Here is a 25,815-nt window from a genome sequence, read left to right on the forward strand (position 1 = left end):
TCGTCATGGCTAATTCAATAAAAGTCGCTAAAATTTCGAGCGCAGATTTTAATGAAGAAGCATTAACCTGGACAGTCGAAGAATTTACGGCACAAGATTTCGAGGCGTTTGGTGTAAAAGTAAACATTTGGTTTTTTTTCGATTCTACTGTTTTGAATATCCCGTATTCAGAAAAATCTTCATAAAAAATCACCATTTTAAATGCAAAGGCATTAAAATGGTGATTGAACAAAGCTCTTTATTTCTCGTTCTTAAAAGCTCTTTCATGAGTGAATAATAAAGGCAAACAATTTTACAACAAATCCGACTTGAATCGGCTAGTTAACAGGTGGTTTCGCAGCGAACAATAACGTTGGCTGTTTAGAAGTTATTTGAGAATTATTTGGGTATCTGACACCCAAACAATTCTTCAATCCACAGTGAAAAAGTCTTGAGAAATATCATACCCAAAAATAAAATATTCCTCTAGTAAAATAAAAAAATTATTATACCTTCTAATAACGTATTGTTCATTAATAAACGCTAATAAATAAAAAAATTCGGCCACAAGATACAATTTCCAACTACTATATACTAGTTATATTCCACTTTGAAAATGTAAAAAACTGCCCCATCATTTATCTCAACAGTCTCCTTACATAATTTTATTGCACATCTTAGGAGCCTGTTTGATACAAAGATTGAACTTAATGATTTATTAAATTCGTTCATTATACAAGAACTGTCCGACCTGTTCTTTTCTTTGTTAACAAAGAATCAGACCCAACAACTTCAGGTTGTTTGCCTGCAGGAACTGCTCTCTCTTTCCCCCATGTTCTAATACTCTCTATCTGTTCTGGACTTGTCTGGGAAAGCGGCACAATATTTTGAAAATAATCGATAAATGTTTGTTCAGTTACAGAATCATCTCCCTTTACTACCGCTTGTTTAACCACTTCCCTTACTGCAGCTTCTAAATCTGATCCAGCAAAACCTTCAGATAGAATAACTAATTGCTGAAGCAATTCATTGGACAACTCCAACTTCATTCCCTTTTTAACATAAATTTTAATAATTTGCTCTCGTTCTTCGGGAGTCGGCAAATCTACAAAGAATAGTTCATCAAAACGTCCTCTTCGCAATAATTCAGGTGGTAGTTGAGAAACATCATTAGCTGTAGCCACTATGAATACTCTTGCTAGACTTTCTTGAAGCCAATATAAAAATTGTCCTACTAATCGAGTCGAAGTTCCTCCATCTCCTCCGCCAATGGCTCCTGCCAAGCCTTTCTCAATTTCATCAATCCACAAGACACAAGGAGCGACGTGATCAGCAGTAGAGAGAGCCTCTTTCAACCTGGACTCGCTTTGTCCCAAATATTGTCCATGGATAGTAGATAGGTCTAACCGATAAAGTGGTAAATTCCACTGTGAAGCTATAGATTTTGCGGACAAAGACTTACCACAGCCCGGAACACCTACTAATAGTATTCCTCTTGGTGGGCGAATGCCTCTATCTCTTAAATCAGCAGTCAACAATTTCTCATTTGCGTGAAGCCACGTTTTAAGACCTTCTAATCCACCAATAGCATATTCTTCTTTAATATGAACACGTTCTATGCCGGATATATCTGAAAAAATACGATCTTTAGCATGCATCAATTCCTTTACATCCTCGTTGGTTATAGAACCATTTGCAAGAAGCGTTGCAATTACATTTTCAGCTTCTATTTGACTTATTCCTGCTAAAATGGCTGCAGCTTGTTTTTCTTCCTCAAGCTCCCATTCAATAAGCATTTCGCCACGATAGCTTGAAATTTGATCTTGAATAATTTGAAGCATTTCGTCTTCATTTGGCGGATTTAGTGCAATGGACATCCCCGATCTCTGTAGCGGTCCCCACACTGACTTATTTGTGATGACAATAATACTCCCTCCAGTTTCAATAGCCATCATAGCTAGATCTTGAAATTGACGAGCAAGGGGAGAATCATCCTCCAGATCTTGAACTTCTGTAAAGATAAAAGTCAAATTTTGCTGTTGACTGATTTTGTGATTAGCGTAATCTAGTCCACCCATCACTGAGCGATCTTCATTTACAACCCTATTCGAATGGATATCTCTTGTCCCCTGGGATATAGTGTGACTGAAAATTGGTAATGATAATTTATGAGCAATTTGTGTTGCTATTTCTAAAGCTCTTTTATGCTCAGATGTGCGAATAGTGATAAAAGGAATTCTTGCTTTCAAATATCTCTCAAGTGTTTCATAACAGCTGACTGCATCATTCATTTCCAAATCACCCTCCTTCTTTTACTCAAACCCATTTCCTTCGATTCTAGTTCCACTTTTAATGGCGTTTGAATCTTTTTAGGCATAGAGTTCCCATATGTTCGTTCCATCTTATGAAAATCTGTAATTGGATTATTTCTAATCGTCACCTTTGATTGACCCGTTCGATCAGTTTTCGCACTTTCCTCAAGTGATTTTTGAGCTGTATCTGCAAATTCCATAAGTATTTTTTTCAAAGCATCTCTTACTTCCTCAGGAAGAGCAGGTAAACTTGCCAGTCTCATAAGATAAGCTAATCTTTTACGCATTAATAAAATGGCAGTTACCAATAAGGTTTCGTCATTTCCGCTACGATTCAACCCCGTTTGGAATTGATCCGAAGCAATTTTCAGTCTAACTTCCATTGTCTCGTAAATTTTTTGCACGAATCGTTCCGCAACACCGGGTGTCCACTCAATACTGCCAAGTTCCATCGATAACATAATTTCCTCATCTGTAGTTTCTGATTTGATAGACTGCAAGCAATCCAACCATTGGGAATATGTTGTAGGTGGTGTCATGATAATTTCGTCCTTTTCCTTCTTATAATATTTCCTGGTGGCTTTAAATCCCATTCAGGAAATTGTGTAGCAAGTGCATTATTGACAGTTTCTTTTTCGATTTCATTCATAATTGCTTCCTCAGTGTTAACTGACTTTATTGGCGTCTTTTTTCTAACCAATACACCTGCTGAATTTTCATTTGTATTCACAATATTTCCCCCCTCAACTTAAGATAGCACGTGCGTTACCGTAGCGTGAAAACGAATATTGTTCTGGATTAACTGCTTCTAATAAATCACTCACTTTTGAAGCATTGGCATCTTCTTTAGCGTATTCTTGTCTCCAATCAACTACTTCCGCTAACGTAGCACGTAAAAGAATCTTATCGTTTTCGAATTGTTCCTTAGCGATTTGAGAGATTTTTGCTTTTCTCTTTTGCATCTCTTTATACCCTAAATAAACATAACCTGCAGAAAATATAGCTAAAAACAATAAAATAGGTGTACTAAAGCCCATATAAATAAACATTATTGTAGCAATCATTCCTATATAGTGTGCACCTTTAAACTTTACCTCAGAGAATAATAGTTTTTTCTCTCTGTCTACATGTCTTTCTAGAGACTTTACTAATTCTTCCTCATTTTCGCCTGTTTCAGTTACTCCATTCCACTGCTTAATTTCTATTGCTATTTCTGAGGGCACAGAAGCTCTATTGTCTGCGGTAATGTCATCGTGAGCATTCTTAATCCACTCTTTTGACCATGCAATTGAAAATTTTTGAGTTGTCAGTGATGCATTCGAAATTTCAGGTTGCATTGCAAAATTGGTTAACAATTGAGTAAATGATACTCTTTCTTCCAACGACTTTTCATTATTAAAAAGAGTCTGTGCATGTCCCTCGTTACCACTTTGTTCGATAATAAGGGATAAGAGTCTCTCTTCTTTACGAAGTGGTAATTCTTCTTCATCAAATTTTGTAATCAATGTGTCTAGCATTGCGTCAACTGCAAACGCAATAGTTTTAGAAGGACTTACTTCTTGGCTAAATATATCTTCAAAATAATCATGAATATTTTCATGAAGTTTTGCTCCTTCAAGACTAGATTTCAATTTTTCCCAGGTAGGACTGTAATCAGCTAAATAGGGATACATATCGATATCTTGTTCTTCAATTTTAGATTCCAATGCAACTTTCCATTGAGCATTTTGTTCTTCCACAAATCCTACTTTCTGAGACAATTCAGTAATCCAACTTTCAATCTGTTGTCCACATTTTGATCGAGCATCGGGACCAAAAATACCGTTTGTGAAACCATCGATCATCACAACAATTTCTCGTTCCAACTCTTCTGGATTCTGCAAGCCTAAATAATGATTTAACCATTCACTGCTGGCCTGGTATCGACCACCACGTCTCGTAACCAAAGTGAAAAATAGAGCTGTCTTCTCACTATCACGACGTAATGCCTCCATCATAGATTTATCTGCCAATTCTTTATTGTTACTCAACCAAGCAGATAGCGAAATAAGGCATGGAGCGAGCCAGTAACGTGGGGATGACAGCATGTGCTCTTCTGAAGCATTTGCTACTGTTTCTTTTTTTACTAAACCAACATCTACAGCTTGAAGAATTCCAGTTACTCGGCGTCTAACTTCTCCATAATGGCCAAAATCACTTTCTATCTCCTGACGAACTTTCACAATTCTTGTTTCTGCTAGTTGTAAATTTTTCCCTAAAAGATCTTTTTTTACGTATTCTTGGAATTCTTGAATTAGTTGCTCCAAGTTTGTTCGTACTTCATATAAATCAAGATTTACTGAGCTTACTTGATCTGTTAAATGAGAGACTCCACTATTTAATGCACTCAAACTGTTTTCAATGTAATCTAAATTAGCATAAGAAATTTGGCTATCTGACATTTTCTCACCCCTTAATAACTGCTACATCGCCGTTTGTAGAAATGGCACGCAGTTCATTGTTGTATACTTCTATAAACTCATAGCCTGGATGCAGAGCTAGGCTTCTTGCACGTTCCATCGAATCAGGCAAAACTTCGCCTCTTTTATAATGCTGTAGTATATCCAAACTCATATCAAGAGAATGTACAGTATAGGGATTTCCTAAATAACACTTTGATACTATACCAATTAGGTACTGACTTGGTGATAAATCTGGAAATTCACTTCGAATGGATTGTTTCAATTCATCTATATGCTGTTGTTTGCTTAGCATACTTCCTGCATCCAGTTTAGTCATCACCTCTATATATTCGGATGACCTCTTTTGCCTTAAACTCTTATCTAAAGCTAAACCAGATAATTCACTGACCCGGTTAGGTTGTTTGCTTAAAGAAAAAGTTTGATTCGCAGGTTGTTTAACTTTGGGATTAATAATTGATCTTCTCATCCGTACCCTCCTAGTCACTTCTTTTTTTGTACTATATCAAGCTCTACTGAATCTTTCTTTAATAAATAAGAAAACATAATAAACTTTCTATCCTTTTTTTCAAAGGAATTCTATACAAAGAAATGTTAGGATTATTTTTTAATATTCTTTATATTTCGCTTGCAGGAATTATTCTTACGCTTTTACTTATTATTAAGATAGGTTAAGGTTGGTACTATATTAAGGATTTAGTTAAGCACTAAAGTACCGTACTCAAAATTCAAAAAAAGATATTTCCATTTCTTGAACTGTATATTTCTTATTCAACATTTTAGTATAGTCAGTGTTACTTTAACTAAGAATAATTCTTTTTCTCTTACGTTAAAAAAACCTTTAAGCAGTTCTTATGTATGTTTCCAGTACTACGGTTTTCTTAACCCTGTTACAGTTTGATAAATTGCATGATCAGTTTGACTACAAAATATACTAGTCGATCAACTAATGGTAAGAGTAAAAACACATTTGGTGTGATTCGGTTAAGTCCACTCTATCCCCAAGAAATCCCTCCAAAGAAGTTCTCCCGAAGAGGAGCAGCCAGAACCCTGAGCGTCCTATATAACTATTAAATTTCCAGATAAATAGTGTACACTCCATAATCATCTTTTTAATGAATACTTTTATCTTAATACTCTGCTTAAATTGAAGTTATCGCAAATTAGATCGCCAAATTATCGGTAAATCCAAGACATGAAGCCTTTTGGCATTCGAAAGACCTCTAAACGGCATATACATCATAATGATCATGACATTTTATCTAGTACTCCTCCTCTCATTAATACTATTTTACTGTTAATTAATCTGAATTAAAAGATTTTTTTATACTAATGAGCATTTAAACTTATACTGACTTATTCACAATTCTAAGTCCCAAAAGCAAGTGCTAAGAAAATAGTAATCAAAAAAACAGACTGATTCGACTACAAATCCTATTTGATTACGCTATCAACAATTAGATGGAGAAAAGTCGTTGGTTGCGATAAATATACCCACTCTAACAAGCTTATCGTTAGGAGTTCAGTATCGGACAGGTAAGAAAGCAATTTTAGTAGTATCCGAGATGGCATCTTCACCAGCTATGGCATCTACCGACCTTAACACTCAATCAACAAATAAACCTGTAGCTATTACAAAAACTACGACATTTCCAGATGTGAATGCATTCAAAGGTGAAGTTAACTACCTGACAGGGAAAAGAATTATCTTGGGATTCCATGACGGAAAGTTTAATCCATCAGCTAGCATTAAACGGATCATGCAATCCGTATGATTATGCGTGAAATGAACTTTAAAGACATGTCTGCTCAAAATTCAGGATTTTCAGGTATGACAATAGCCTTGAAGTATTGGTACCCTATCCATTTCCATAACTACTTCATAGCTACTTCGCGAATGCAGTTGATTTGATGACAGTATTTGGCTACACAGAGTACTTTATTGAAGCTTTCGCAAAGATTAAAACTTTGTATTCCATCAAAACAATTTTTGAATTAGTTGATGTAATGTAACTAAAAGCATTTTTTAATAAAACTCCTTTATTTAGTTCTAAACAAAAAGACAACTAGCTTTTGAAAGCCGGTTGTCTTTTTGTAATTTCATGCTCCTAGTGAACCACACAATTCAGAATTGTATAGAATTCTTCCTTTCCTCGGACATAATCTCTTAAAATAATGCTGCATTCCATCCGCTTTCACCAACTCAAACCTGGACTTCTCCGACAACTCCCCAGCGCCCTTTGTCTTTCTTAAAATCTTTCAGCTTGCCATTCCAATACTCCACGTACCGCTTGTCCATATCAGTGGATGTGAAAAACTGGCGGTGTTGTTCCTGTGTTAGGTAATAGGCCGGCAGTTCCTTTATTCCCATACGCCTCGCTTTTGCTACGCGGTGGTTGCCGCCGATCAGCCGGAAAAATTCTGGACGCATGCGGACCATGATGATTGGCCGGGTCAGATCTGCTTTCGGCAGGAACTCTTCATCCAACTTTGATGAATCCGCTCCCAGCCCCGGCGGTCCAATCTGTACAACAGACCGTTCAACTTGATCCGGATTTTCTTGAATCCATTCAGTGGCACGAGTGACATGCCAGTTGAATGGAAAGCCGCCGAGCATCTCGTCCCCTTCAACTGCTATGTAAGGAATAAAGTCCGGATTCTCTTTTAGTTTCTTCATGCAGCGCACCTCATTTTTCTTCTATGATAATTTCAGAATAGCATATTTCCTGGATGAACGGATGGATTGTTAAGGAGTCCCTTTCTTAATTTCAGATTATTTAGACAAGTAACTCAACATCCCTTATACTGAAACGGTACGTAACAATTCCAAAGAAAAGAGGGGTTCTCATAAGCAATTACATTTACAGTGTCGGCATGAGCGGATTGACCGGTCAGGTGATTCGCGTCGAGGCGACTGTTCGGGAAGACAAAGAACAATGCATTATTATCGGCTTACCTGATGTGTCGATCAAAGAGTCGCGTGAACGGATTTTGAATTGCTTACACGCACTGAAAAAAGATATCGACATGAAGAAAATCACCATTCACTTATCCCCTGCCGATGTGAAAAAGCAAGGTACTTCATATGACGCGGCAATGCTTTTGGCGGTGCTGCAAGCGATGGCGAAAAAACCGTTGGACATCCCCGATAAGACTTGCTTTATTGCCGCATTGACGTTGAACGGTGAATTGACGACGTTTCACAGTATGATTCCAACAATCTACCAAGCCATATTACTCGGCTTTAAACGCATTTACATTCCACCCATTGAAATCTCCCTTTTTGCACAAGCTGCGGATGTCGCCTTGATTCGTATGCCGGACATGCCCTCTTTACTTTCCCACTTAGCTGGAAATACTTCCCTGTTTGATGAAGACCTCACACTGTTAACACCCGAAACGTTCTACGAAGATACTGAAAAAGTTCCTCACGTGTGCTTTTCCGCGATTCGCGGTCACGAGGAAGCGAAGCGCGCGCTATTACTTGCGGCAGCTGGTGGTCATCATGTGTTGATGAGCGGTCCCCCGGGTTGCGGGAAAAGTTTGCTCGCTAATGCCTTTCATACGATTTTGCCTGACTTGGCACATGACGAAATGTTAGAGGTTTATAGTATTTACCAGATGGCCAAGCAAGCTCGTTCGTTGTCAGAACGTCCACCATTTCGCAGTCCGCATCATTCATCTTCTGAAGGTGCGATTATCGGTGGCGGTCGTTTCCCGAAGCCTGGCGAAATGTCGCTGGCGCACCGGGGAGTATTGTTTTTAGATGAGTTAGGTCATTTTCCGCGTCGTGTGATTGATACGCTGCGTCAGCCCCTCGAAAGTGGGTTTGCCGTGGTGAATCGCGTTGAAGGATCCGATCAGTTTCCAGCAGCTATTAACTTGATCGCCGCAACCAACCCGTGTCCGTGCGGTTATTACGGCTCCCATGAAAAATATTGCACGTGCGGCGATAAAGCTCGCTTAAAGTATATGCAAAAAATCACAGGTCCGATACTTGACCGCGTGGACTTTGTGCTAGAAATGAAAAACCAAGGCGTGTTGGCTCAATTGACAGCTGTTACGTCTGATGAACTGCGCATGCTGACAACAGTTGCACGCACTCGGCAACGCGTTCGTTACGGCGCTAACTACACGAATGCCATCGTACCGATTAAGTTGTTTGAAGACAAAACGACTTTTTCACCGGCACAACTGGCACGGATCGAAACGGTGAGTTTTCAAGAAAAGCTAAGCAGTCGTGCCACGATGAAAATTCTTCGATTGGCACGAACCATTTCCGATGTCGCAGACGAAGACCATGTAACAGATGCCGCCATTGAGGAAGCACTCGACTGGAAAATCAATGCGTCTCGATCGCATCGTTCGTTGATGAGGTGAGCCATGACACGAAAACGAGCGTTCAACCCTCATTCTTATTACCATGTCATCATGCGCGGCAATAACCGGCAACCGATTTTCAAAACGAAAGAAGATATGTTTGAGCTCAAGCGGGCATTTCAACATATTTATGTAGATTACCCGTTTAAAATTTTGGCTTATTGTTTTATGACCAACCATTATCACATTTTGATCAAAGCCGAGCGTGATCCCCTCCATAAAATCATGGGACTGGTCAATCGCCGGTATTCCATGTCCTATGCCAAGCGTTATCGACACATTGGACGAATATACCAAAAGCGCTATTTCGCGAAAGAAGTCGATTCGCGTCTTGGCCTTCTCACGGTCAGTAGCTATATCCACCGCAACCCGATTCAAACCAAAAAGCCGATGGTGGAGCGATTGGAGCTATATCCGTATAGTTCGTTCCCGTTGTATTGGGACGAGTCACTTCCGGCTCCGGCTTTTTTAGACCGAGAGCTGTTGAAAAGCTTGCTGCCGGAGCCGTTCGAGAAAAACAACACAGCCTATTGTATGTATTGCCTGACTTATGCGCAGAACGCAGAAGAAGATTCGCATGTGGAGGATATGGAGCCGCCGGTGATGTAGCGTTGATCAATTGCTCTTCTGATGGCTTTACTGGAAAACATTCTCCAGTTGTTCCCTGTGTACGGCTCAGTTATAACTATTTAGTTTTCTCCATAAATACACAAATGCCATCTTCGAAATCGATTGATTTCATTGAAGGTGGCATTTTCTTTATGCAAGTTCTTTGTATAGGTGGAATTGTTTCGTTCACAGGGGCGCGGTTTTTCATGACTTAAGCGCAGAACGCAGAAGAAGATCCGCATGTGGAGGATATGGAGCCGCCGGTGATGTAACGTTGATTATTTGCTCTTCTGATGGCTTTACTGGAAAACATTATCCAGTTGTTGCCTGTGTACGGCTCAGTTATGACTATTTATTCCTCTCCATAAATACACAAATGCCATCTTCGAAATCCATTGATTTCACTGAAGATGGCCTTTTCGTTATTCAATTTCTTTGTATAGGCTAAATTGTTTCGCTCACAGGGGCGCGTTCTTCCCCGATATAGACGGGCACATTAAATTTCTTTAACATTCGATAGGTTTCTTCATACTCGTAAATGTATTCTTGCGGTAAGCGTCAAATAGTGAACACATTCTAATAGAAGATTCTTCGTGAGATACTCTTTCCAGATTTGAATTTCTGGGAGGAGTTTTTTTGAAAAGAAAAGAGAAAGAAATATATTGGACAGGTCAAATCAGCGAATACCGGCAAAGTGGAGAACCCTTGGTTCAGTGGTGCGAGAAGAATGACATCAAAATCCACACGATGAAATACTGGCTGCGCAAACAGTCGCCCGTATCCAAAAAATCGCAAGAGACCGCTTGGGTCTCCTGTCTGGTAGAAGAACCTTTGAGCGAGACGACGCTTACGTTGAAAATAAAAAATGTGGAAATTGAGGTGATGAGTGGCTTCCAGGACGAACTGTTACTGAAGGTCCTTCGGACACTTAATCAATTATGATGAATGGCCGAATTGTCGAGCGGGTGTATTTGGCTACCGGACCGACAGACCTCCGAAAGTCAATTGATGGGCTCGCGGTTATCGTCCAGGAATTATTTCAGCTCGATCCTTTTTCCAACGCGCTCTTTGTGTTTTGTAACCGGAAGAACGACAAGCTCAAGATTTTATTCTGGGATCACAATGGCTTCTGGCTCTACTATCGCCGATTGGAAAAAGGGTTGTTCGATTGGCCGGACCTTGGGTCCAACCAGCCCCTTCCAATCACGTCTCGGCAGTTGAACTGGTTGCTTGATGGCCTGCCGCTGAACCAACGTCAGGCGCATCCATCCGTTGCGGCGAAAAAAATCATTTAGGTCTATTTGAGGCAAAACTTTTGTGCTATTCTTAGACTTATGAAAATAATGGACGGAAAGACCTCACCCACAATTGAAGAATTGGAAAAGAAGAACGCGCAGCTAGAGAACCAGATGAAGACACTGGAGTTGAAGGTGCAGTGGTACGAAGAGCAGTTTCGATTGGCCCAGCAGAAACGCTTTGGTGTATCCAGCGAAAAGACGGACGAAAACCAGTTGACGCTTCAGCTTTTCAACGAAGCCGAAATCTCTTCTTCCGTCTTATTGGCGGAACCGACAATGGAGACCATCAACTACACGCGCAAAAAAATTGGCGGCCGTGCAGAAAAACTGAAAGACCTGCCGGTCGAAACCATCCATTACTACCTTTCTGATGCAGAGAAGGTCTGTTTGGCATGCAATCACGAACTTCATGAAATGAGCCACCAAACCCGGCAAGAATTGAAGGTCGTTCCGGCGCAGGTCAAAGTGGTGGAACACGTTCAGCACATTTACAGCTGCCGTCATTGTGAGAAGCATGCCATCACGACTCCCATCGTCAAAGCGAAGATGCCAAATCCAGTCATCCCAAAGGGATTGGCTTCACCTTCCGCAATCGCCTTTGTCATGACGCAAAAATTTGCGGATGGTCTTCCGCTTTATCGTCAGGAAAAGCAGCTGGAACGGATGGGCATCCCGTTGAACCGCCAGACCCTCTCGAATTGGATGATTTCAAGTACGACCCGCTGGTTGCGCCCGTTTTATGATTTTCTCCACCGTCAACTCCTGCAGGAAGAGCTGCTTCATGCCGATGAGACCAGCCTGCAAGTTCTCGATGAACCCGGCAAGACAGCACAATCCAAGTCGTACATGTGGCTCTATCGCACGAGTTCTGTAACGAAAAAACCGATGGTCCTTTTCGATTACCGAGCGAACCGATCGAGTAAAAATCCGAAGGATTTCTTGAAGGGATACGAAGGCTACCTCAACGTCGACGGATATGCCGGTTATGAATCGCTCGAAAATGTGGAGCTCGCGGGCTGTTGGGCACATGCCCGTCGGAAATTCGATGAGGCGCTGAAGGCATTGAAGAGCCCCTCATCAAGTTCCACCCGATCGACGATTGCCAAAAAGGGCCTCAACTTCTGTAACCAATTATTCGCGATTGAACGAAAAATCAAGAAGTTGGACGCCAAAGAGCGATTGAAAATAAGACAAAAAGACAGTCAGCCTGTGCTGGATGCTTATTTGGCTTGGCTCCATGAACAAAAAGAAATCATTGCGCCGCAATCAGCCACCGGGAAAGCCATCACCTATTCGTTGAATCAATGGCATAAGCTGACAACATTCATGAAAGACGGACGCATCGAGATCGACAACAATCGTGCGGAACGGTCAATTAAACCGTTCGTCATTGGACGAAAAAATTGGCTGTTCGCCGTTTCGACAAGCGGAGCGAATTCCAGTGCCATCATCTACAGTCTCGTAGAGACAGCCAAAGAGAATGGCTTGAATCCATTTTTCTACCTTCAATTTCTTTTCGAAGAACTTCCGCAGCTGGACATGACGGCGGACCTGAACCTCGAGCATCTCATGCCGTGGTCGAAGGAACTTCCGAAAGACTGTTATATCCAAAAGAAAAAATAAAAAATGCCTTTCCGACAAAAAATCGGAAAGGCATTTTCTTTTCTAAGAAACCAGGTGTTCATCATTAGACGCTTACCACCATTGAACTAAAGTTTCTCCACTTTCCCGATATTCACTGATTTGACCTGTCCAATATAATTCTTTCTCTTTTCTTTTCAAAAAAACTCCCCCCAGAAATTTAAGTCTGGAAAGAGTATCTCATGAAGAATCTTCTATTAGAACGTGCTCATTATTGGACGCTTACAAAACTAAACTGCCAATCCCCGATTGAGTATCGGACAATGGCAGCCTAGGTACTTTTTCTAGTGTCTCAAATCACTGGATCAGTTCAATATTATTCGGTGCCTCTCTATGCATCTACCGGCATAAATCTCCGCAACTGGTGGCTCAAAAATCCGCACAAGTGGCTTTTTCATTCCGCAATACTCATACTTTTAGTATCCTTCCGGATTTTCAACCTGCCACTTCCAAGAATCTTGACACATTTGCAATAATGTCTTTTCGGCCTGCCAACCTAATAGCTTTTCAGCTTTTTCTGTATCGGCATAGCAAATACCGATATCGCCCGGTCTCTTATCAACAACTTTATACGGAATATCCTTTTTAGACACTTCTTTAAAATTATTAACTAAATCTAAAACACTATAACCTGTTCCTGTACCTAAGTTAAATGTTTCTATACCTTCATTTTCTTCTAAGTATGAAAGAGCTTTTATATGTCCTTTGACTAAATCAACTACATGAATATAATCGCGAACACCTGTCCCATCTTCGGTATTATAGTCATCACCAAATACCTGAAGTTCTTCTCTATTCCCTATAGCCACTTGTGTTATGTAAGGCATTAAATTATTAGGTGTTCCTAAAGGATTTTCACCAATTCTTCCACTTTCATGCGCACCAACTGGATTGAAATACCTTAATATAGAAATTCTCCAAGAATCGTCTGAAACGTATAAGTCCTGTAAAATCTCTTCTATCATTAATTTAGTCTTCCCATATGGATTAGTTGCTGATAATGGAAATGATTCAGAAATTGGTACTTGATTAGGATTCCCATAAACAGTGGCTGAAGAGCTGAATACCAAGTTTTTAACATCATATTTCTTCATTACTTCGATTAAATTTAAGGTGCCTGTCACATTATTATTATAATAAAGAAGTGGTAATTCCACAGATTCTCCCACTGCCTTAAGCCCCGCAAAATGCATAACAGCAGTTATTTTTTCCTTCAAAAAAATCTCATCTAAAGATTGGATATCAAGTAAATCAATATCAAAAAACGGAAATTCTGTTCCTGTTAATTCTTTAACTCTATTTACAGATTCTATTTTACTATTAGAAAGATTGTCTAGAACTACTATTTCATAACCATCTTTTAATAACTCTACAGCTGCATGGCTTCCTATAAAACCTGCTCCACCTGTTATAAGTATACTCATCTCCAACCCCCTTTAGTATCAACTATTTTGAAAGTAATTCTAGATAGAACGATATGAATTATCAAAATGAATTGTTCGATATGCTTTATCTATTATTTCAATCTATTAACTTCTCTATTCACTTTTAATACTTTGCACTTTCTACAGTTCTTTTTTCCAATAACTTTTTCTCAAATAAATCCAGTAGTTGTTCTTTTAACTCTGGACGTTTCAATGCAAACTCAATCGTCGTTTCGATAAAGCCAAACTTTTCACCCACGTCGAATCGTTGACCATCAAAATCATAAGCATACACAGACTGCACTTCGTTAAGCTTTTGAATCGCATCCGTCAATTGGATTTCTCCACCTGCACCTAACTCATGTTCTCCCAAGTATTCAAAGATTTCCGGAGTCAACACATAACGCCCCATAATGGCATAATTCGAAGGCGCAGTTCCAGCTTGTGGTTTTTCAACAAATTTGTTTACTTTGATCAATTTGCCATCAACAGAAACAGGGTCAATAATGCCGTAACGGTCTGTGTCTTGTTCAGCCACTTGTTGTACACCGATTACACTTTTACCTGTCAATTCATGCTGATTCATCAATTGTGCTAAACATGGCTCATCATTTTCAACAATGTCGTCACCTAGTAACACGGCAAAAGGTTCGTCACCAATAAACTTACGCGCCGACCAAATCGCATGCCCTAATCCAAGCGGCTGCTTCTGACGAATAAAATGAATTTCCACTTTAGACGTTTCCAGAACAGAATCCAACATATCCATCTTGCCTTTTTTCATCAACGTATCTTCTAATTCAAACGCGTGATCAAAATGATCTTCAATTGCACGTTTACCTTTACCTGTTACGATGATAATATCTTCAATACCGGAAGCAATGGCTTCTTCGATTATGTACTGAATCGTCGGTTTATCAACGATAGGTAGCATTTCTTTTGGCATTGCTTTTGTGGCTGGTAGGAATCGAGTTCCAAGCCCAGCAGCTGGGATAACAGCTTTTTTTACTTGCATATTAACACCTTCTTTACTAATTTTCACTTCAATTTAATTTTCAAATAATAAATTAGAGATTTTATTATTAGCCCTATGTAATAAGAGGCACAATCATACAAATATATTTAGTTTTATGATTTATCTAATTTTTCAAAAAAATAATCTTCTTAAAAATTCTTTCTAACCTTTAAGCAAATTAATAAACAGAAAATATATCTCTAGTGTCATGATTTAGTTGTTAACACTTACAATAACTCACACATATTATTAGGTTCTATTATTTAAATTATTTTTAACACTTCAGAAACTTCTCGTCTAATTGACGCTGCTACATTTAAATTTGTTGGTAAATGACCAACTGCAATCATCATCATAAGAACTTCAGAGTTATCAATTCTAGCAACTTCCTTTAGTTTTTTTTCTGCATTATTAGTCAGTGCAAGATTTAATGGACACGTGCCAATACCTAATGAATGAAGAGCATATATTAGAGACATTGAATACATTCCACCATCAATATAGCTTTGATTGCGCTCTCCATGACCAATAAAGTGATCTAATTTACTAGTTACAATTATTATCTTATCAGCTAAGTGACCGAATCCTCTATTACCATTTTGATGTTTTAAAATTTCATTTTGGATTTCTTTATCACTATATACGTACACTCTACTCGATTGTCTATTACATACAGATGGAGATTTCTGTGCAATTAAAACTGCTTCTTCAATAATACTTAAATCTACCTCTTGATCAGCAAAATTACGTATACTATACCTACTATATGCAAAACTCTTAAAATCAATTCTATTTTTTTCAATATCCTCTTTCTTTATTTCAACTATGCCCCCCTGCATATTATTTAACCTGAGTGAGCTTTCTAATTTTAATATCCTATTTCCGAGATGGTTAAGTTCTACCCCGTTATTTTCATTATATTTCACGTAAGCTTTAAGTGTATTTAAAGCTACAATCGCCACTTTTTCCCAACCATATTTCCCAACGTAATTTTCTAATATTACTGTTAAATGTTCTACTGCTTCATAGCCGAATTTCAATCTTGTTTTAGGAAGAGATAACCCCTTTTCTATTTTATGATAATAAAAAATTAATTCAGATTCGGACATTGATCTATTTTTATTTTGTGAAATAGTAGCTGAATATTTACGATATTTATCTATATCGAGAAACGCTTCTCTTAACAATTGATAATTTTTATATATTTTAGTACTAGTAATTTTAGGTATTAAATTCTTTATATAAGAGTTCAAGAAAGATCACTTCTCCTGCTTTTAATTGATTTAATTTTTACATTCTTTTTATTTAGAATACTCTTCAGTATATTTTTTTCATCAACATTGAAAGCTGCAAAATATATAAATATCATGAAAAATAATGTGAAAATTAGTATCTTTAAAATCATATGAAGTATAGTGTCAGTAATAATAAAATTTAGAAACATTCCGAATGCTAGAGTTACTAACATAGGGATAGATATCCGAAAAATACTTTTCCAAAAATTCAAAATATCTAACTTCACTTTAACAAAATAGTAATAGTTCATAATTATTATATTCCCAATCAATAATGATCCTGCAGTTGAGTAAGCTACACCATAAATCCCGTATTTTAAAGCTAATAAATAGCTTATCACTATATTCAGCATTGCAATAACCAAGTATATTACTGACCTAAACATGTGTAAATCTAATGCTTGTAATATAGTAATTCCCACATTTTGAATCAATGGTATTGTTAGTGGAAGCATAATTATTAATATTATATAGTAAGCATCTTCATAGTTAGAACCAGCCCATATTGTTATAAAAGTCTTTCCAAACAAAATAAATCCACATAGAATGTACCCAATTATTATAAATTGCAATCTTCCAACACGAATCATAATATTACTGAGACTCTGTTTGGTAGCATTATTTGCAACCATAATAGACATTTTCGGCAGAAATAAATTACTAATTGAAGTAGAAAAAAGCATATATAAGTTTATTAATTGCATACCTATAGCATAAACTGCAACCGGTAGTGTACCAGCTACTGCACCTAAAATAAATTGATCTGTATTCCAATAAATAGTATTAACAATGACATTTAGAAAAATAAAAAAGGAATAGCCTAGTATCTCTCTTAATAAAGGAAAGTCTATTTTCCCAAAGTGCAAACTTATATTTAAGTACTTATAACAATAAAAAACATTGAATAGTAAACATGCAATGTTGATGCCACTAGTAATAATAACCATAGATATAGAGCCATGTCCTAAAAGTAATAATGGTACGGTAATGGCTGGGACTAATAAAGAACGTGCAATTGTAACCAATTTAGAAACTATAAATTTTTCATAAGCCTGCATTATTGAACCGAAGACTGCTAATGGAAAAGAGAGAGCAAAATTTACAATTAAAATTATTACCATTACTTTTGCTTTTTCTAATTCCATATCAGCTAAATTCGATCCAAATATGCTATCTATTTTATTATAAAGAAAAACACCAGTTATGATTGTTGCTAAACCAATCAACGAGTACAATATGAAAAACATTCCATTAAGTTTCGCTTCTGCGCTTCTATCTCCGATCGCCCTATTTCTAGCATTAAATCTAACAATTGTATTACCTAAACCCATATCCATTATGCTAAAATAAGCAGCTATAGAACCGATAAGTGCATAAAGACCATATTCCGCCTGTCCTAATGCCCTAATTATTAAAGGCGTATAAAATAGAGCAATTAAAATGGTAATGAACAATGACAAATAGGATAAAATAGCTCCACTTTTAAGTTGGTTCATACTTACACAACTTCTTTCATTTTACATTATTATCAGATAACAGTGAAATTTCATTGAGTGTTTTAAATATAGTATCCTGGGCTGAGTTGTTATTATTGCTCATTGTATCTTGAATTTTAATGTACTCACTTTCAATAGTACTAATAATATTTATAAATTTAGATTTCATTTCTTCATATCCTAGATGTCTAACATCTAGAATAAATTCATTTAAATCATATCTCTCACCAATAATTCCCCAATACTTAGAACTATAGGACAACGCTATAGCTGGTATTTCACACTGTATAGATGAAACAATTGGGTGCATCCTACTTGAAATTACAAATAGGGATTCTTGTATATAATCTCTTACTTCATAGGGATACATTTCATCATTTTCAACGAGAATACTCTCTTTGTATCTTCCTTTTACAAGATTAAATAGTTCATTAGTTATTATTCTGTCGTCTACTGGCGCAGGTTCCAATACATGAGCAAGTAATACTAACTTCTTGTTTGGATATCTATCCATAATTGTATCGATCATAAATAAATTAAAATCAATCCAATCTTCTCTATTACCTTCTTTTGAATATCTATATATGAGTTCACTAGGACAATATGTTATAAACTGTTTTGTTCTAATTTTTGGTTTTTGTCTTGTTAATGGAAGTAAAGCTAAATCGTCTGTAATGGATATATTTTTTAGACCTAAGCCTTTTAAATATTTATATGTTATTGGATCGCGCGGATACACTCTATCTATATTACTCAAAAGGTTTTTCATAATTGGTTTTCTGAAGGAATGGTATGGCCCCATAGTTTGACCTAACATTACTACTTTTAAACCCGCTTTCTTTAACAAGTTGAATTTCAATGCATGTATTACAGGTCCTCTCCAGCCATAGTCTTCTGTAAAATCATCTCCGCCTAAAACTATTACTAAATCAACTTTCTTAGCAAAATCTGATATAGTATTTTGTATTCCTGCATAAGTTAGTAAGTAGTTATATTTGTTACTGTTTTCTTTAAAAAGAGCATCAAAAGGTTTAGAATAAATATCATTTATTCCTGTCGCTTCTTTTAGCCGGTCTATATGTTTATCATTTAAAGTTTCCACAAAAAAATTATTTTTTTGTGGCGTTTCTTTATTGAAATAACTTATAAAATTTTCCCCCATCATCATTGATCCATAATTAAGTGTATTAGAACAGTTATATATATATATATTCATATTTACCCCTTTTTCATACTATAATTTTTAGCAGTTATATGATAATTACTTTCACAAAAGTTTTGTCAGTTGAATTAGAAGTGATACTTCAAAGGTTAATATTTAAAAGGGGAATTTAAATTTATCTTTTAAATATTTAAGAATTTTATAAAAAATGCCGTATATCAAAATGTTCTTACTGGCTATTTTACTTTCAATATCTTTAATTATAAAATAGCTCTTATAATTCTTCATCTTCTCTATAACACGTTCTTTAATACCTGGATAAGTAGTTTCTAAATTATTATATATTTGAGACATCTTTTTAGCAGAACCAGTTTTCAAACCAGACTTATAAACATATAAAAAGTTATCGATTATATATAAATTAATCGCTTTAATTAGTTTGGGTTCTGTATTAAATCGCTTTACTAACAAGGATTCAACATTCTCTAATGCTAAAACACTATCGAACTTTCTTTCTTTGAAAGTTGTACTAACAGAATTTTTCCTTATTAGATAAAAAGATAATGTATCAGCAATAAAATGGACTTTTCTAGCGTAAATCAGTGATGAAAATATAAATTCTTGATCTTCACCATTAATTAATTTTTCATTAAAGAGCAATTTGTTTTCAGATAGTAGTAATTTAGAGTAAACTGCACTACCTGTCCAAATCAATTGATTCTTTTCTATTAAAATTTCTTTCAAGACATCTATTCCGCTGTCATATTTTTTATTTTTATCCAGGTAGAAATCTAAGTACTTTCTTAAAGTATTATCATTGATATTAATGTTATTAAATGCCCAAAATACTATGTCTACATTATTTAAAAGTTCAGCTGAAATTCTATACATAAAATCAGTCTCTATAGTATCATCACTATCAAGAAAAAAAATATAATTGCCTTGAGCTTTTTCTATTCCTTTATTTCTCGCACTACTTACACCTGAGTTTGTTATATTAATTATTTGGTAATTGATATTTGTATTAATTAATAAATTTTCTGCAATTTTAGTGCTATTATCTATTGAACCATCATTGATAATTAACAATTCATATTCTAGCGTATTCTTTTTTTGCTGAATTATCGACTTTATACTTTTTTCAATATACTCTTCAACGTTGTAAACAGGCATAATAATCGTTAAATCTAATATACTCACTCACCACCATATCTTGAATAGAGAAAAACTTTGATTCTTCCGTTAATATACTTACGTTGTTCACTTGAAGATATGTAAGATAGTATAACAAAGAAGTATTTTCTCAAGAATATTTCATTACTACTTAGAAGGGCTTTCTGCAAAAAGACATTTGAATAATTAAACGCTTTTTGTTCCATTGATTTTGTTGCAACAAATTTGTTAAATTCTTTAATCATGAAATTGTCTTCTTTACCTTTTTGTCTTCTTAGAAATAATTTATAGGCATATCGATGAGCTTTTCGTTGAATTATTCCTGCATATGAAAATGTATTTCCCGGACGTAACCTTATAGAATAACCATAATAATCATCTATATTTGTATATTTTAAACCTAGTGAAGTCATTCTTAGTAAAAAATCGTAGTCTTCCACGTATGGTATATTTCTGTATCCATTCAGTTTTTCATATACCTCTCTTTTAGCCAGCCAAATATGAAATACTGGATTTGCCCACTTTAACGTTTTCATAATGAGTTTTTGTTTACTGGGCATAGTTTTAGTTTTAAATTCAAAACCATTTTCATCAATTGATTTAACGCTACATCCTACTAAAGAAAACTCTGGATTCTCTTTTAAAAAATGTAATTTTTTTTCTATTCTTTCCAAGTCAGAAATATCATCCCCATCCATGCGGCAGATATACTCCCCTTGACTTTGTCTGAAAGCAAAATTAAGTGTTTCTACTATTTTCATATTTTCAGAATTTTTATAAATTTTAATTCGATTATCTCTTTTTTGTAATTCATGTAGTAATTCATAAGTATTATCATTTGAACAATCATCTACAGCTATTATTTCTATATTTTTATAAGTCTGATTTAATATAGACTCTACAGCTTCAACTATATAATTTTCTACATTATATACTGGTATTAGGACTGATACTAACGTCAACTGATTTGCTCCCTTCAACTAAAAATGATTTATACTTAATCAATAAAGGAATAAATATCCAAAAATGCCTTGATGCAAAGTATTCAACCCCCATGGATTGGACTAAGTAAGCAACTAACCCCAATGACAAAAACATATATAATACATCATTATATTTATTCCAATTTAATATATACTTAATAAAGATTAGTGTGAACGCGAATAATCCAACTATCCCCATTTCTGAACTAATAGTAAGAAATAAATTATGGAAATGAGGATTGGGAATTAGGAGTTTTGAATTTATATACTGATCAAATACTATACTCGAATTTCCAATACCTACACCAAATATAGGATTTGAAAGTGTCATGTTAAGTCCTACTTGCCAAAGTTCATACCTGCTCATGGCAGAAACATCTGAATCAATAGCTTTATAAAAAGAAAAAGTTAAAGGGAATAATGATAATATAACTATAATTTTTATAAGTATTCTGCTATAACTTTTAGATTTATGAAATAGAAAGAATATTAAAAAAGCTACGGCACCCCCTAAATAAGCACTTCTCGACATAGTTAGAATCAATCCTAATAGCTGAATAGATAAAATTAAATACTTATATTTAATTGAAACATGACTGCTGAAAGCTATACCTAGAGTAATGAAAATACTTATAATTAGATACGTAGCCAAATTATTTGGATCTTCGAAGAAAATACTATTAGAAAATTTTAAAGTATAAAATTCTACTACACTTAAATTGTTAAATTCTAAAAGTGTCGATATTCCATTTCCATTAAAGAAGAAACTTAATATACTAATTATCGAAGAACTTGTTGCTGCAAATATCCATACTATAAGTATACTAAATATATCTTTTTTATTTTGTATAGATGAATATACAGCAATTCCTGTAAATATCGCTAAAAGAAATCTTAACAAATCTATTGAATTTTCTACAGAACTAAATCTAAATGCGTTTATTAAAAAACTTATTATTACAATTAATAAAAATATAATTATTGGGAGTATAGTCTTAATTTTGTGTTTCTTTTCTTTATTAGAAAGTATTTTTAAAATCCAAATGAGAAAAAATAGTATAGCAATAATATCAGTTATCCTTATTCCGATTCCATTTAGAGAAATTATCTCTAACCTAAAGGGGATTAAGAATATTAAAGTATAGACTAATCCCATATCTTTATATTTTGCAATAAGTAAAAAAGCGGCAAAGGAAATTGCTAATAGAATAATGAGCTCCATCATTTCACCTTAAATTTACTGTAGTATTCTAAATATTCATTCGACATCCTATGACTTGAGAGTTTAAATTTTCTAGTTGCTCCGCCTACATAATGATCTGATTTAACAATAGCTTCCCTAATGCTTTTTTTAATATCTTCATTTTTTTGTCCATCATACAAAAATGTTTTATCATCATATATACTTTTCACTTCTTTGTGTGGAGAAATATTCGACCCTACAATTACCAACCCTGTAGCCGCTGCTTCTAACATAGCCATAGGTAATCCTTCTGCTTTTGAATTAGATATAAATAAATCCGCTGACTTTAAATAATCACCTACATTTTGAACAGGTCCTAAAAATCTTATATTCGCATTCCTATACTTTTCTAACTTACTAGCTAATTTTCCATCACCTAGAACCAAAAAAAGAAAATTTTCTTCAGCATCGAATTCTGAAAATATTTCACATAGCTTTAAAGGTCTCTTCCTTTTAATTAAAGCTCCAGTAGATACTATTATTTTTTTATCAATTGGTAATCCCAGTATTTTTCTAAGTTCCTTTTTTTCATTTAGGTCAACTATTTTATATATATCCGTATTAACACCATTTTGAATAACCGATACTCCATTAATATTTGCTGATTTGTATTTCTTAGCAATAGAGTATGAACAAGCAACTTTGTTTTTAATCCTTCTGATAACTAGCATGTGATTAATAGCTAATAGTGTCCCCGGAACTACACCATAGTATTTAGGATAATCATCAAAAGGATAATTATGAAGAGTACTAGTATGGATAAATTCTTTTCCTTTATTTAAAATGTTAATGTATCTATCACTTCTAAAACCATGAGTATGAATTATATCAGGTTTTATTTTCTCTATAACTTTTCTAAGTTCTATCAAATATACATTTTTTGTATTTTTCCTATTAAAATTAAGTGAAATAATATTAATATCGAGCTTTTTAAATTCATCTATCATGGAATCTTCATTTTCTGGTGATAATGTAACTATTATGCATTCATGAATACGACATACTTCTTGAATAATATTATAGAGCACGTTAATTGGCCCACTTTTTTCTAAATTAGAAACTGTATACATAATTTTCATTACTATAATTCCCTTCTTAGAAGCTTTATATACACTTGCTTTCTAATTTTATTTGGTAAAAGCACTCGGAATACTATCCTTACAAAGAATCCTTTTATATATTCATAGTTCGAAATATAATTTATATCTCTCATATATTTATAAATAATATTCTGAATATAAAAATACTTCAGTCCACCTCGCCTCAAGTATGTATTATCATTAATACGCATTTTCACTAGTGGTTTATCAATATTCGCAAATGTGTATCCCTTTTCTACTAACCTAATCCATAAATAGTAATCTTCATTTAATTTAAGTTCAATATAACCGCCTACTTTTTTAACAATACTCTTTTTAAAAACAACTGTAGGGTGATTCATAGAATTTTTTTTCTTAAATGTTTTTTTTATTTGATTATCAAATAAAGGCACTTTTTTTATATATTTACTTTCTCCTTCATTGCCAATAAACTCTTCTACATAGCTACCTAAAATATCAACATTAGGGTTTTTTTGAAGATATTCTAATTGAATTCTCGCCCGATCTTTTAAAGATATATCATCAGTGTCCATTCGAAAAACTATTTCATTGTTACAATATTCTAATCCATAGTTAAGTGCTACTCCAAGACCAGAATTTTTCTTTAGGGCATAAACATTGAAGGTTGTATATTTTTTCACAAAAACCGCAATAATACTTTCCAATTCTTCTGTAAGAGGCCCATCTTTAATTAAAATTACTTCATCGGGCTCTATTGTTTGGTCATAAACACTAATTAAACTTTGTCGTAAATTCTCAGGTTTTTCTTTTTTATATACAGACATTAACACTGAGTACTTTTTGTAATTCATGGATGGGTCTCCTGCCTTATTTTTTTCTGTATTCTTCTTGTTCTACAACCAAATTACCGAAAATTTTATTTAGAATACCTATTCTATTTCCAAAAAGCTTTATTATATCTCCTAAAAATTTCGAAAGATATATATAATGACCATTTTTTTTTGCTATTTCTTTCACCATTTCACTAGTATTGACGTAGTTAGCGTCTTGCGGAAAGTAAAGTCCGCAAACTCCATTTTCAATGTATTCTTTAACAACATTACTAAGCTTGTCAATATGTATCATGCTTCTTCTATTTTCAATCATTGGAAAAACAGAAATTTTCAATGCCATTTTTTCAAGTTTCGAGTAATTTCCTGGACTATTTGGTCCGTATACCATCGGTATCCTCAATATTACAATATTGAAATTCACAGAATTAAGTCTATTCAAAAGCTCTTCGGCTTCTAATTTACTTTTACCGTAATTAGAATTTGGAACAGGCTGAGTTTCTTTAGTTATAATAACGTCTTTTTCTATATTACCTACTTGCCCATATACAGCAAGCGTGCTCAAGAAAACAAAAGATTTAACTCCTTCATCTTTCGCCTTTAAAGCTAACTGATGAGTCAAATCTCTATTAATTTTGTAATACACATTTTTATTTTCATTCGTTTCTTTCTTATGGACTATTCCAGCAACATGATAAATAGCATCATAGCTAGAAAAATCACTGGATTTCCACTCGTCGTTTCGAACTGATATAAAATCTATCTTCCAATTACAATTAAGTTCACTCATTCTCTTTTTAAATTGTTGACCTGCGTAGCTATTTTCACCAGTAACTAGAACACGCATATTTAGTACACCTCTTACTTTCCTTCTTTAACCCCATCACTCTTCAATACACTAAATACAGTCCCAAAAAAAACCTTGAAATCCAACATCGGACTCATCTTCTCAACATACTCTCCATCAATCCTAGCTTTCACTTCAATCCCCAATTCATCTCTACCACTAATCTGTGCAAGTCCCGTTAAACCAGGCAAAATATCATTAGCATTATACTTATCTCGTTCTGCAATCAAATCATACTGATTCCATAAAGCCGGTCGAGGACCAATAATACTCATTTCCCCTTTTAGGATATTAATCAATTGAGGCAACTCGTCTAAGCTCGTTTTACGTAAAAACTTGCCTGTTTTAGTAATATAAAAGTCAGGGTCTTCCAACAAATGTGTTGGCATATCATTTGGTGTATCAATTTTCATAGTTCGAAACTTCAATATGTGAAAATGTTGCTTATCTTTGCCAATTCGTTTTTGTTTAAACAGAATAGGTCCTGGTGAATCCAATTTAATCCATATGCACAAAAGCAACAGAATAGGTGATAAACAAATAGTAATAAATAAGGATAAGGAAAAATCGATTATTCTTTTCGTGAATGAGAACATGGTGTTCTCCTT

Annotated in this window: 24 protein-coding genes and 1 pseudogene; 7 read left to right on the plus strand and 18 right to left on the minus strand. The window is 35.0% G+C overall.

Going from position 1 to position 25,815, the window contains the following annotated elements; genetic code table 11:
* Positions 1-185: pseudogene (locus MLE13_RS10525) on the plus strand (hypothetical protein); the annotation flags it as partial.
* A gap of 525 nt (positions 186-710) precedes the next feature.
* Here the strand turns inward: MLE13_RS10525 and MLE13_RS10530 are convergent.
* The 5 genes from MLE13_RS10530 to MLE13_RS10550 are packed head-to-tail and all read right to left on the minus strand — an operon-like array spanning position 711 to position 5,219.
* Positions 711-2,270, minus strand: a complete 1,560-nt coding sequence (locus MLE13_RS10530) for an AAA family ATPase (RefSeq protein ID WP_240749779.1) — start codon at positions 2,268-2,270, stop codon at positions 711-713.
* Positions 2,267-2,830, minus strand: a complete 564-nt coding sequence (locus MLE13_RS10535) for a hypothetical protein (protein ID WP_240749672.1) — start codon at positions 2,828-2,830, stop codon at positions 2,267-2,269. The genes MLE13_RS10530 and MLE13_RS10535 overlap by 4 nt, the downstream gene beginning before the upstream one ends.
* Entirely contained in the window at positions 2,827-3,021 is a 195-nt protein-coding gene (locus tag MLE13_RS10540) for a hypothetical protein (protein ID WP_240749673.1), read from the minus strand. The genes MLE13_RS10535 and MLE13_RS10540 overlap by 4 nt, the downstream gene beginning before the upstream one ends.
* Positions 3,022-3,034: 13 nt before the next feature.
* On the minus strand, positions 3,035-4,732 hold the full coding sequence (locus MLE13_RS10545; protein WP_240749674.1) for a hypothetical protein: 1,698 nt from the start codon (positions 4,730-4,732) through the stop codon (positions 3,035-3,037).
* Between the two features lie 4 nt (positions 4,733-4,736).
* Positions 4,737-5,219 (minus strand): hypothetical protein, encoded by a 483-nt coding sequence (locus MLE13_RS10550; protein ID WP_240749675.1) that lies wholly within the window; start codon positions 5,217-5,219, stop codon positions 4,737-4,739.
* 1,006 nt (positions 5,220-6,225) lie between these two features.
* Here MLE13_RS10550 and MLE13_RS10555 point away from each other — a divergent pair.
* Positions 6,226-6,525, plus strand: a complete 300-nt coding sequence (locus MLE13_RS10555; RefSeq protein WP_240749676.1) for an S-layer homology domain-containing protein — start codon at positions 6,226-6,228, stop codon at positions 6,523-6,525.
* A 428-nt stretch (positions 6,526-6,953) separates the two neighbouring features.
* Here MLE13_RS10555 and MLE13_RS10560 read toward each other — a convergent pair whose 3' ends face one another.
* Complete coding sequence (locus MLE13_RS10560; protein WP_240749677.1) at positions 6,954-7,427, minus strand: hypothetical protein; 474 nt, start codon at positions 7,425-7,427, stop codon at positions 6,954-6,956.
* 182 nt (positions 7,428-7,609) lie between these two features.
* Here MLE13_RS10560 and MLE13_RS10565 point away from each other — a divergent pair, with 182 nt between their 5' ends.
* The 5 genes from MLE13_RS10565 (at position 7,610) to tnpC (ending at position 12,660) form a co-directional block, all read left to right on the plus strand.
* On the plus strand, positions 7,610-9,130 hold the full coding sequence (locus tag MLE13_RS10565; protein ID WP_346429162.1) for a YifB family Mg chelatase-like AAA ATPase: 1,521 nt from the start codon (positions 7,610-7,612) through the stop codon (positions 9,128-9,130).
* A 3-nt stretch (positions 9,131-9,133) separates the two neighbouring features.
* Positions 9,134-9,739 (plus strand): transposase, encoded by a 606-nt coding sequence (locus MLE13_RS10570; RefSeq protein WP_240749679.1) that lies wholly within the window; start codon positions 9,134-9,136, stop codon positions 9,737-9,739.
* Between the two features lie 636 nt (positions 9,740-10,375).
* Complete coding sequence (tnpA, locus tag MLE13_RS10575; RefSeq protein WP_240749680.1) at positions 10,376-10,681, plus strand: IS66 family insertion sequence element accessory protein TnpA; 306 nt, start codon at positions 10,376-10,378, stop codon at positions 10,679-10,681.
* Positions 10,678-11,034, plus strand: coding sequence for an IS66 family insertion sequence element accessory protein TnpB (gene tnpB, locus MLE13_RS10580; protein ID WP_240749681.1), 357 nt, complete (start codon positions 10,678-10,680; stop codon positions 11,032-11,034). The genes tnpA and tnpB overlap by 4 nt, the downstream gene beginning before the upstream one ends.
* Positions 11,035-11,073: 39 nt before the next feature.
* Positions 11,074-12,660, plus strand: coding sequence for an IS66 family transposase (gene tnpC / locus MLE13_RS10585; protein ID WP_240749682.1), 1,587 nt, complete (start codon positions 11,074-11,076; stop codon positions 12,658-12,660).
* Between the two features lie 434 nt (positions 12,661-13,094).
* Here the strand turns inward: tnpC and galE are convergent, their stop codons facing one another.
* The 12 genes from galE to MLE13_RS10645 form a co-directional block, all read right to left on the minus strand.
* Positions 13,095-14,102, minus strand: coding sequence for a UDP-glucose 4-epimerase GalE (gene galE / locus MLE13_RS10590; RefSeq protein WP_240749683.1), 1,008 nt, complete (start codon positions 14,100-14,102; stop codon positions 13,095-13,097).
* Between the two features lie 124 nt (positions 14,103-14,226).
* Entirely contained in the window at positions 14,227-15,117 is an 891-nt protein-coding gene (gene galU, locus MLE13_RS10595) for a UTP--glucose-1-phosphate uridylyltransferase GalU (RefSeq protein ID WP_240749684.1), read from the minus strand.
* A gap of 263 nt (positions 15,118-15,380) precedes the next feature.
* Positions 15,381-16,370 carry a nitroreductase family protein gene (locus tag MLE13_RS10600; protein ID WP_240749685.1) on the minus strand — a complete coding sequence of 330 codons (990 nt, stop codon included), beginning with the start codon at positions 16,368-16,370 and terminating at the stop codon, positions 15,381-15,383.
* On the minus strand, positions 16,367-17,908 hold the full coding sequence (locus MLE13_RS10605; RefSeq protein WP_240749686.1) for an oligosaccharide flippase family protein: 1,542 nt from the start codon (positions 17,906-17,908) through the stop codon (positions 16,367-16,369). Before MLE13_RS10605 ends, MLE13_RS10600 begins: the two co-directional genes overlap by 4 nt.
* A gap of 16 nt (positions 17,909-17,924) precedes the next feature.
* Positions 17,925-19,124, minus strand: coding sequence for a polysaccharide pyruvyl transferase family protein (locus tag MLE13_RS10610; protein WP_240749687.1), 1,200 nt, complete (start codon positions 19,122-19,124; stop codon positions 17,925-17,927).
* Between the two features lie 102 nt (positions 19,125-19,226).
* Positions 19,227-20,270, minus strand: a complete 1,044-nt coding sequence (locus tag MLE13_RS10615) for a glycosyltransferase family A protein (protein WP_240749688.1) — start codon at positions 20,268-20,270, stop codon at positions 19,227-19,229.
* Positions 20,267-21,205, minus strand: a complete 939-nt coding sequence (locus MLE13_RS10620) for a glycosyltransferase family 2 protein (RefSeq protein ID WP_240749689.1) — start codon at positions 21,203-21,205, stop codon at positions 20,267-20,269. The genes MLE13_RS10615 and MLE13_RS10620 overlap by 4 nt, the downstream gene beginning before the upstream one ends.
* Positions 21,171-22,448 carry an O-antigen ligase family protein gene (locus MLE13_RS10625; RefSeq protein ID WP_240749690.1) on the minus strand — a complete coding sequence of 426 codons (1,278 nt, stop codon included), beginning with the start codon at positions 22,446-22,448 and terminating at the stop codon, positions 21,171-21,173. Before MLE13_RS10625 ends, MLE13_RS10620 begins: the two co-directional genes overlap by 35 nt.
* Positions 22,448-23,548: a glycosyltransferase family 4 protein gene (locus MLE13_RS10630; RefSeq protein WP_240749691.1), complete on the minus strand. Its 1,101-nt coding sequence runs from the start codon at positions 23,546-23,548 to the stop codon at positions 22,448-22,450. Before MLE13_RS10630 ends, MLE13_RS10625 begins: the two co-directional genes overlap by 1 nt.
* Positions 23,549-23,550: 2 nt before the next feature.
* Positions 23,551-24,381 (minus strand): glycosyltransferase, encoded by an 831-nt coding sequence (locus MLE13_RS10635; RefSeq protein ID WP_240749692.1) that lies wholly within the window; start codon positions 24,379-24,381, stop codon positions 23,551-23,553.
* A gap of 16 nt (positions 24,382-24,397) precedes the next feature.
* Entirely contained in the window at positions 24,398-25,207 is an 810-nt protein-coding gene (locus MLE13_RS10640) for an NAD-dependent epimerase/dehydratase family protein (protein WP_240749693.1), read from the minus strand.
* Between the two features lie 14 nt (positions 25,208-25,221).
* Complete coding sequence (locus tag MLE13_RS10645) at positions 25,222-25,803, minus strand: sugar transferase (RefSeq protein ID WP_240749780.1); 582 nt, start codon at positions 25,801-25,803, stop codon at positions 25,222-25,224.
* Positions 25,804-25,815: the final 12 nt, after the last annotated feature.

Origin of the sequence: Planococcus halocryophilus (genome assembly GCF_022489025.1) — a bacterium.
Lineage (GTDB): Bacteria > Bacillota > Bacilli > Bacillales_A > Planococcaceae > Planococcus > Planococcus halocryophilus_A.

Coding starts and splice junctions, on each gene's coding strand:
- MLE13_RS10530 (WP_240749779.1), bottom strand. CDS start 2,270: ATGAATGATGCAGTCAGCTGTTATGAAACACTTGAGAGATATTTGAAA.
- MLE13_RS10535 (WP_240749672.1), bottom strand. CDS start 2,830: ATGACACCACCTACAACATATTCCCAATGGTTGGATTGCTTGCAGTCT.
- MLE13_RS10545 (WP_240749674.1), bottom strand. CDS start 4,732: ATGTCAGATAGCCAAATTTCTTATGCTAATTTAGATTACATTGAAAAC.
- MLE13_RS10550 (WP_240749675.1), bottom strand. CDS start 5,219: ATGAGAAGATCAATTATTAATCCCAAAGTTAAACAACCTGCGAATCAA.
- MLE13_RS10560 (WP_240749677.1), bottom strand. CDS start 7,427: ATGAAGAAACTAAAAGAGAATCCGGACTTTATTCCTTACATAGCAGTT.
- MLE13_RS10570 (WP_240749679.1), top strand. CDS start 9,134: ATGACACGAAAACGAGCGTTCAACCCTCATTCTTATTACCATGTCATC.
- tnpB (WP_240749681.1), top strand. CDS start 10,678: ATGATGAATGGCCGAATTGTCGAGCGGGTGTATTTGGCTACCGGACCG.
- tnpC (WP_240749682.1), top strand. CDS start 11,074: ATGAAAATAATGGACGGAAAGACCTCACCCACAATTGAAGAATTGGAA.
- galE (WP_240749683.1), bottom strand. CDS start 14,102: ATGAGTATACTTATAACAGGTGGAGCAGGTTTTATAGGAAGCCATGCA.
- galU (WP_240749684.1), bottom strand. CDS start 15,117: ATGCAAGTAAAAAAAGCTGTTATCCCAGCTGCTGGGCTTGGAACTCGA.
- MLE13_RS10605 (WP_240749686.1), bottom strand. CDS start 17,908: ATGAACCAACTTAAAAGTGGAGCTATTTTATCCTATTTGTCATTGTTC.
- MLE13_RS10610 (WP_240749687.1), bottom strand. CDS start 19,124: ATGAATATATATATATATAACTGTTCTAATACACTTAATTATGGATCA.
- MLE13_RS10625 (WP_240749690.1), bottom strand. CDS start 22,448: ATGGAGCTCATTATTCTATTAGCAATTTCCTTTGCCGCTTTTTTACTT.
- MLE13_RS10630 (WP_240749691.1), bottom strand. CDS start 23,548: ATGAAAATTATGTATACAGTTTCTAATTTAGAAAAAAGTGGGCCAATT.
- MLE13_RS10635 (WP_240749692.1), bottom strand. CDS start 24,381: ATGAATTACAAAAAGTACTCAGTGTTAATGTCTGTATATAAAAAAGAA.
- MLE13_RS10640 (WP_240749693.1), bottom strand. CDS start 25,207: ATGCGTGTTCTAGTTACTGGTGAAAATAGCTACGCAGGTCAACAATTT.
- MLE13_RS10645 (WP_240749780.1), bottom strand. CDS start 25,803: ATGTTCTCATTCACGAAAAGAATAATCGATTTTTCCTTATCCTTATTT.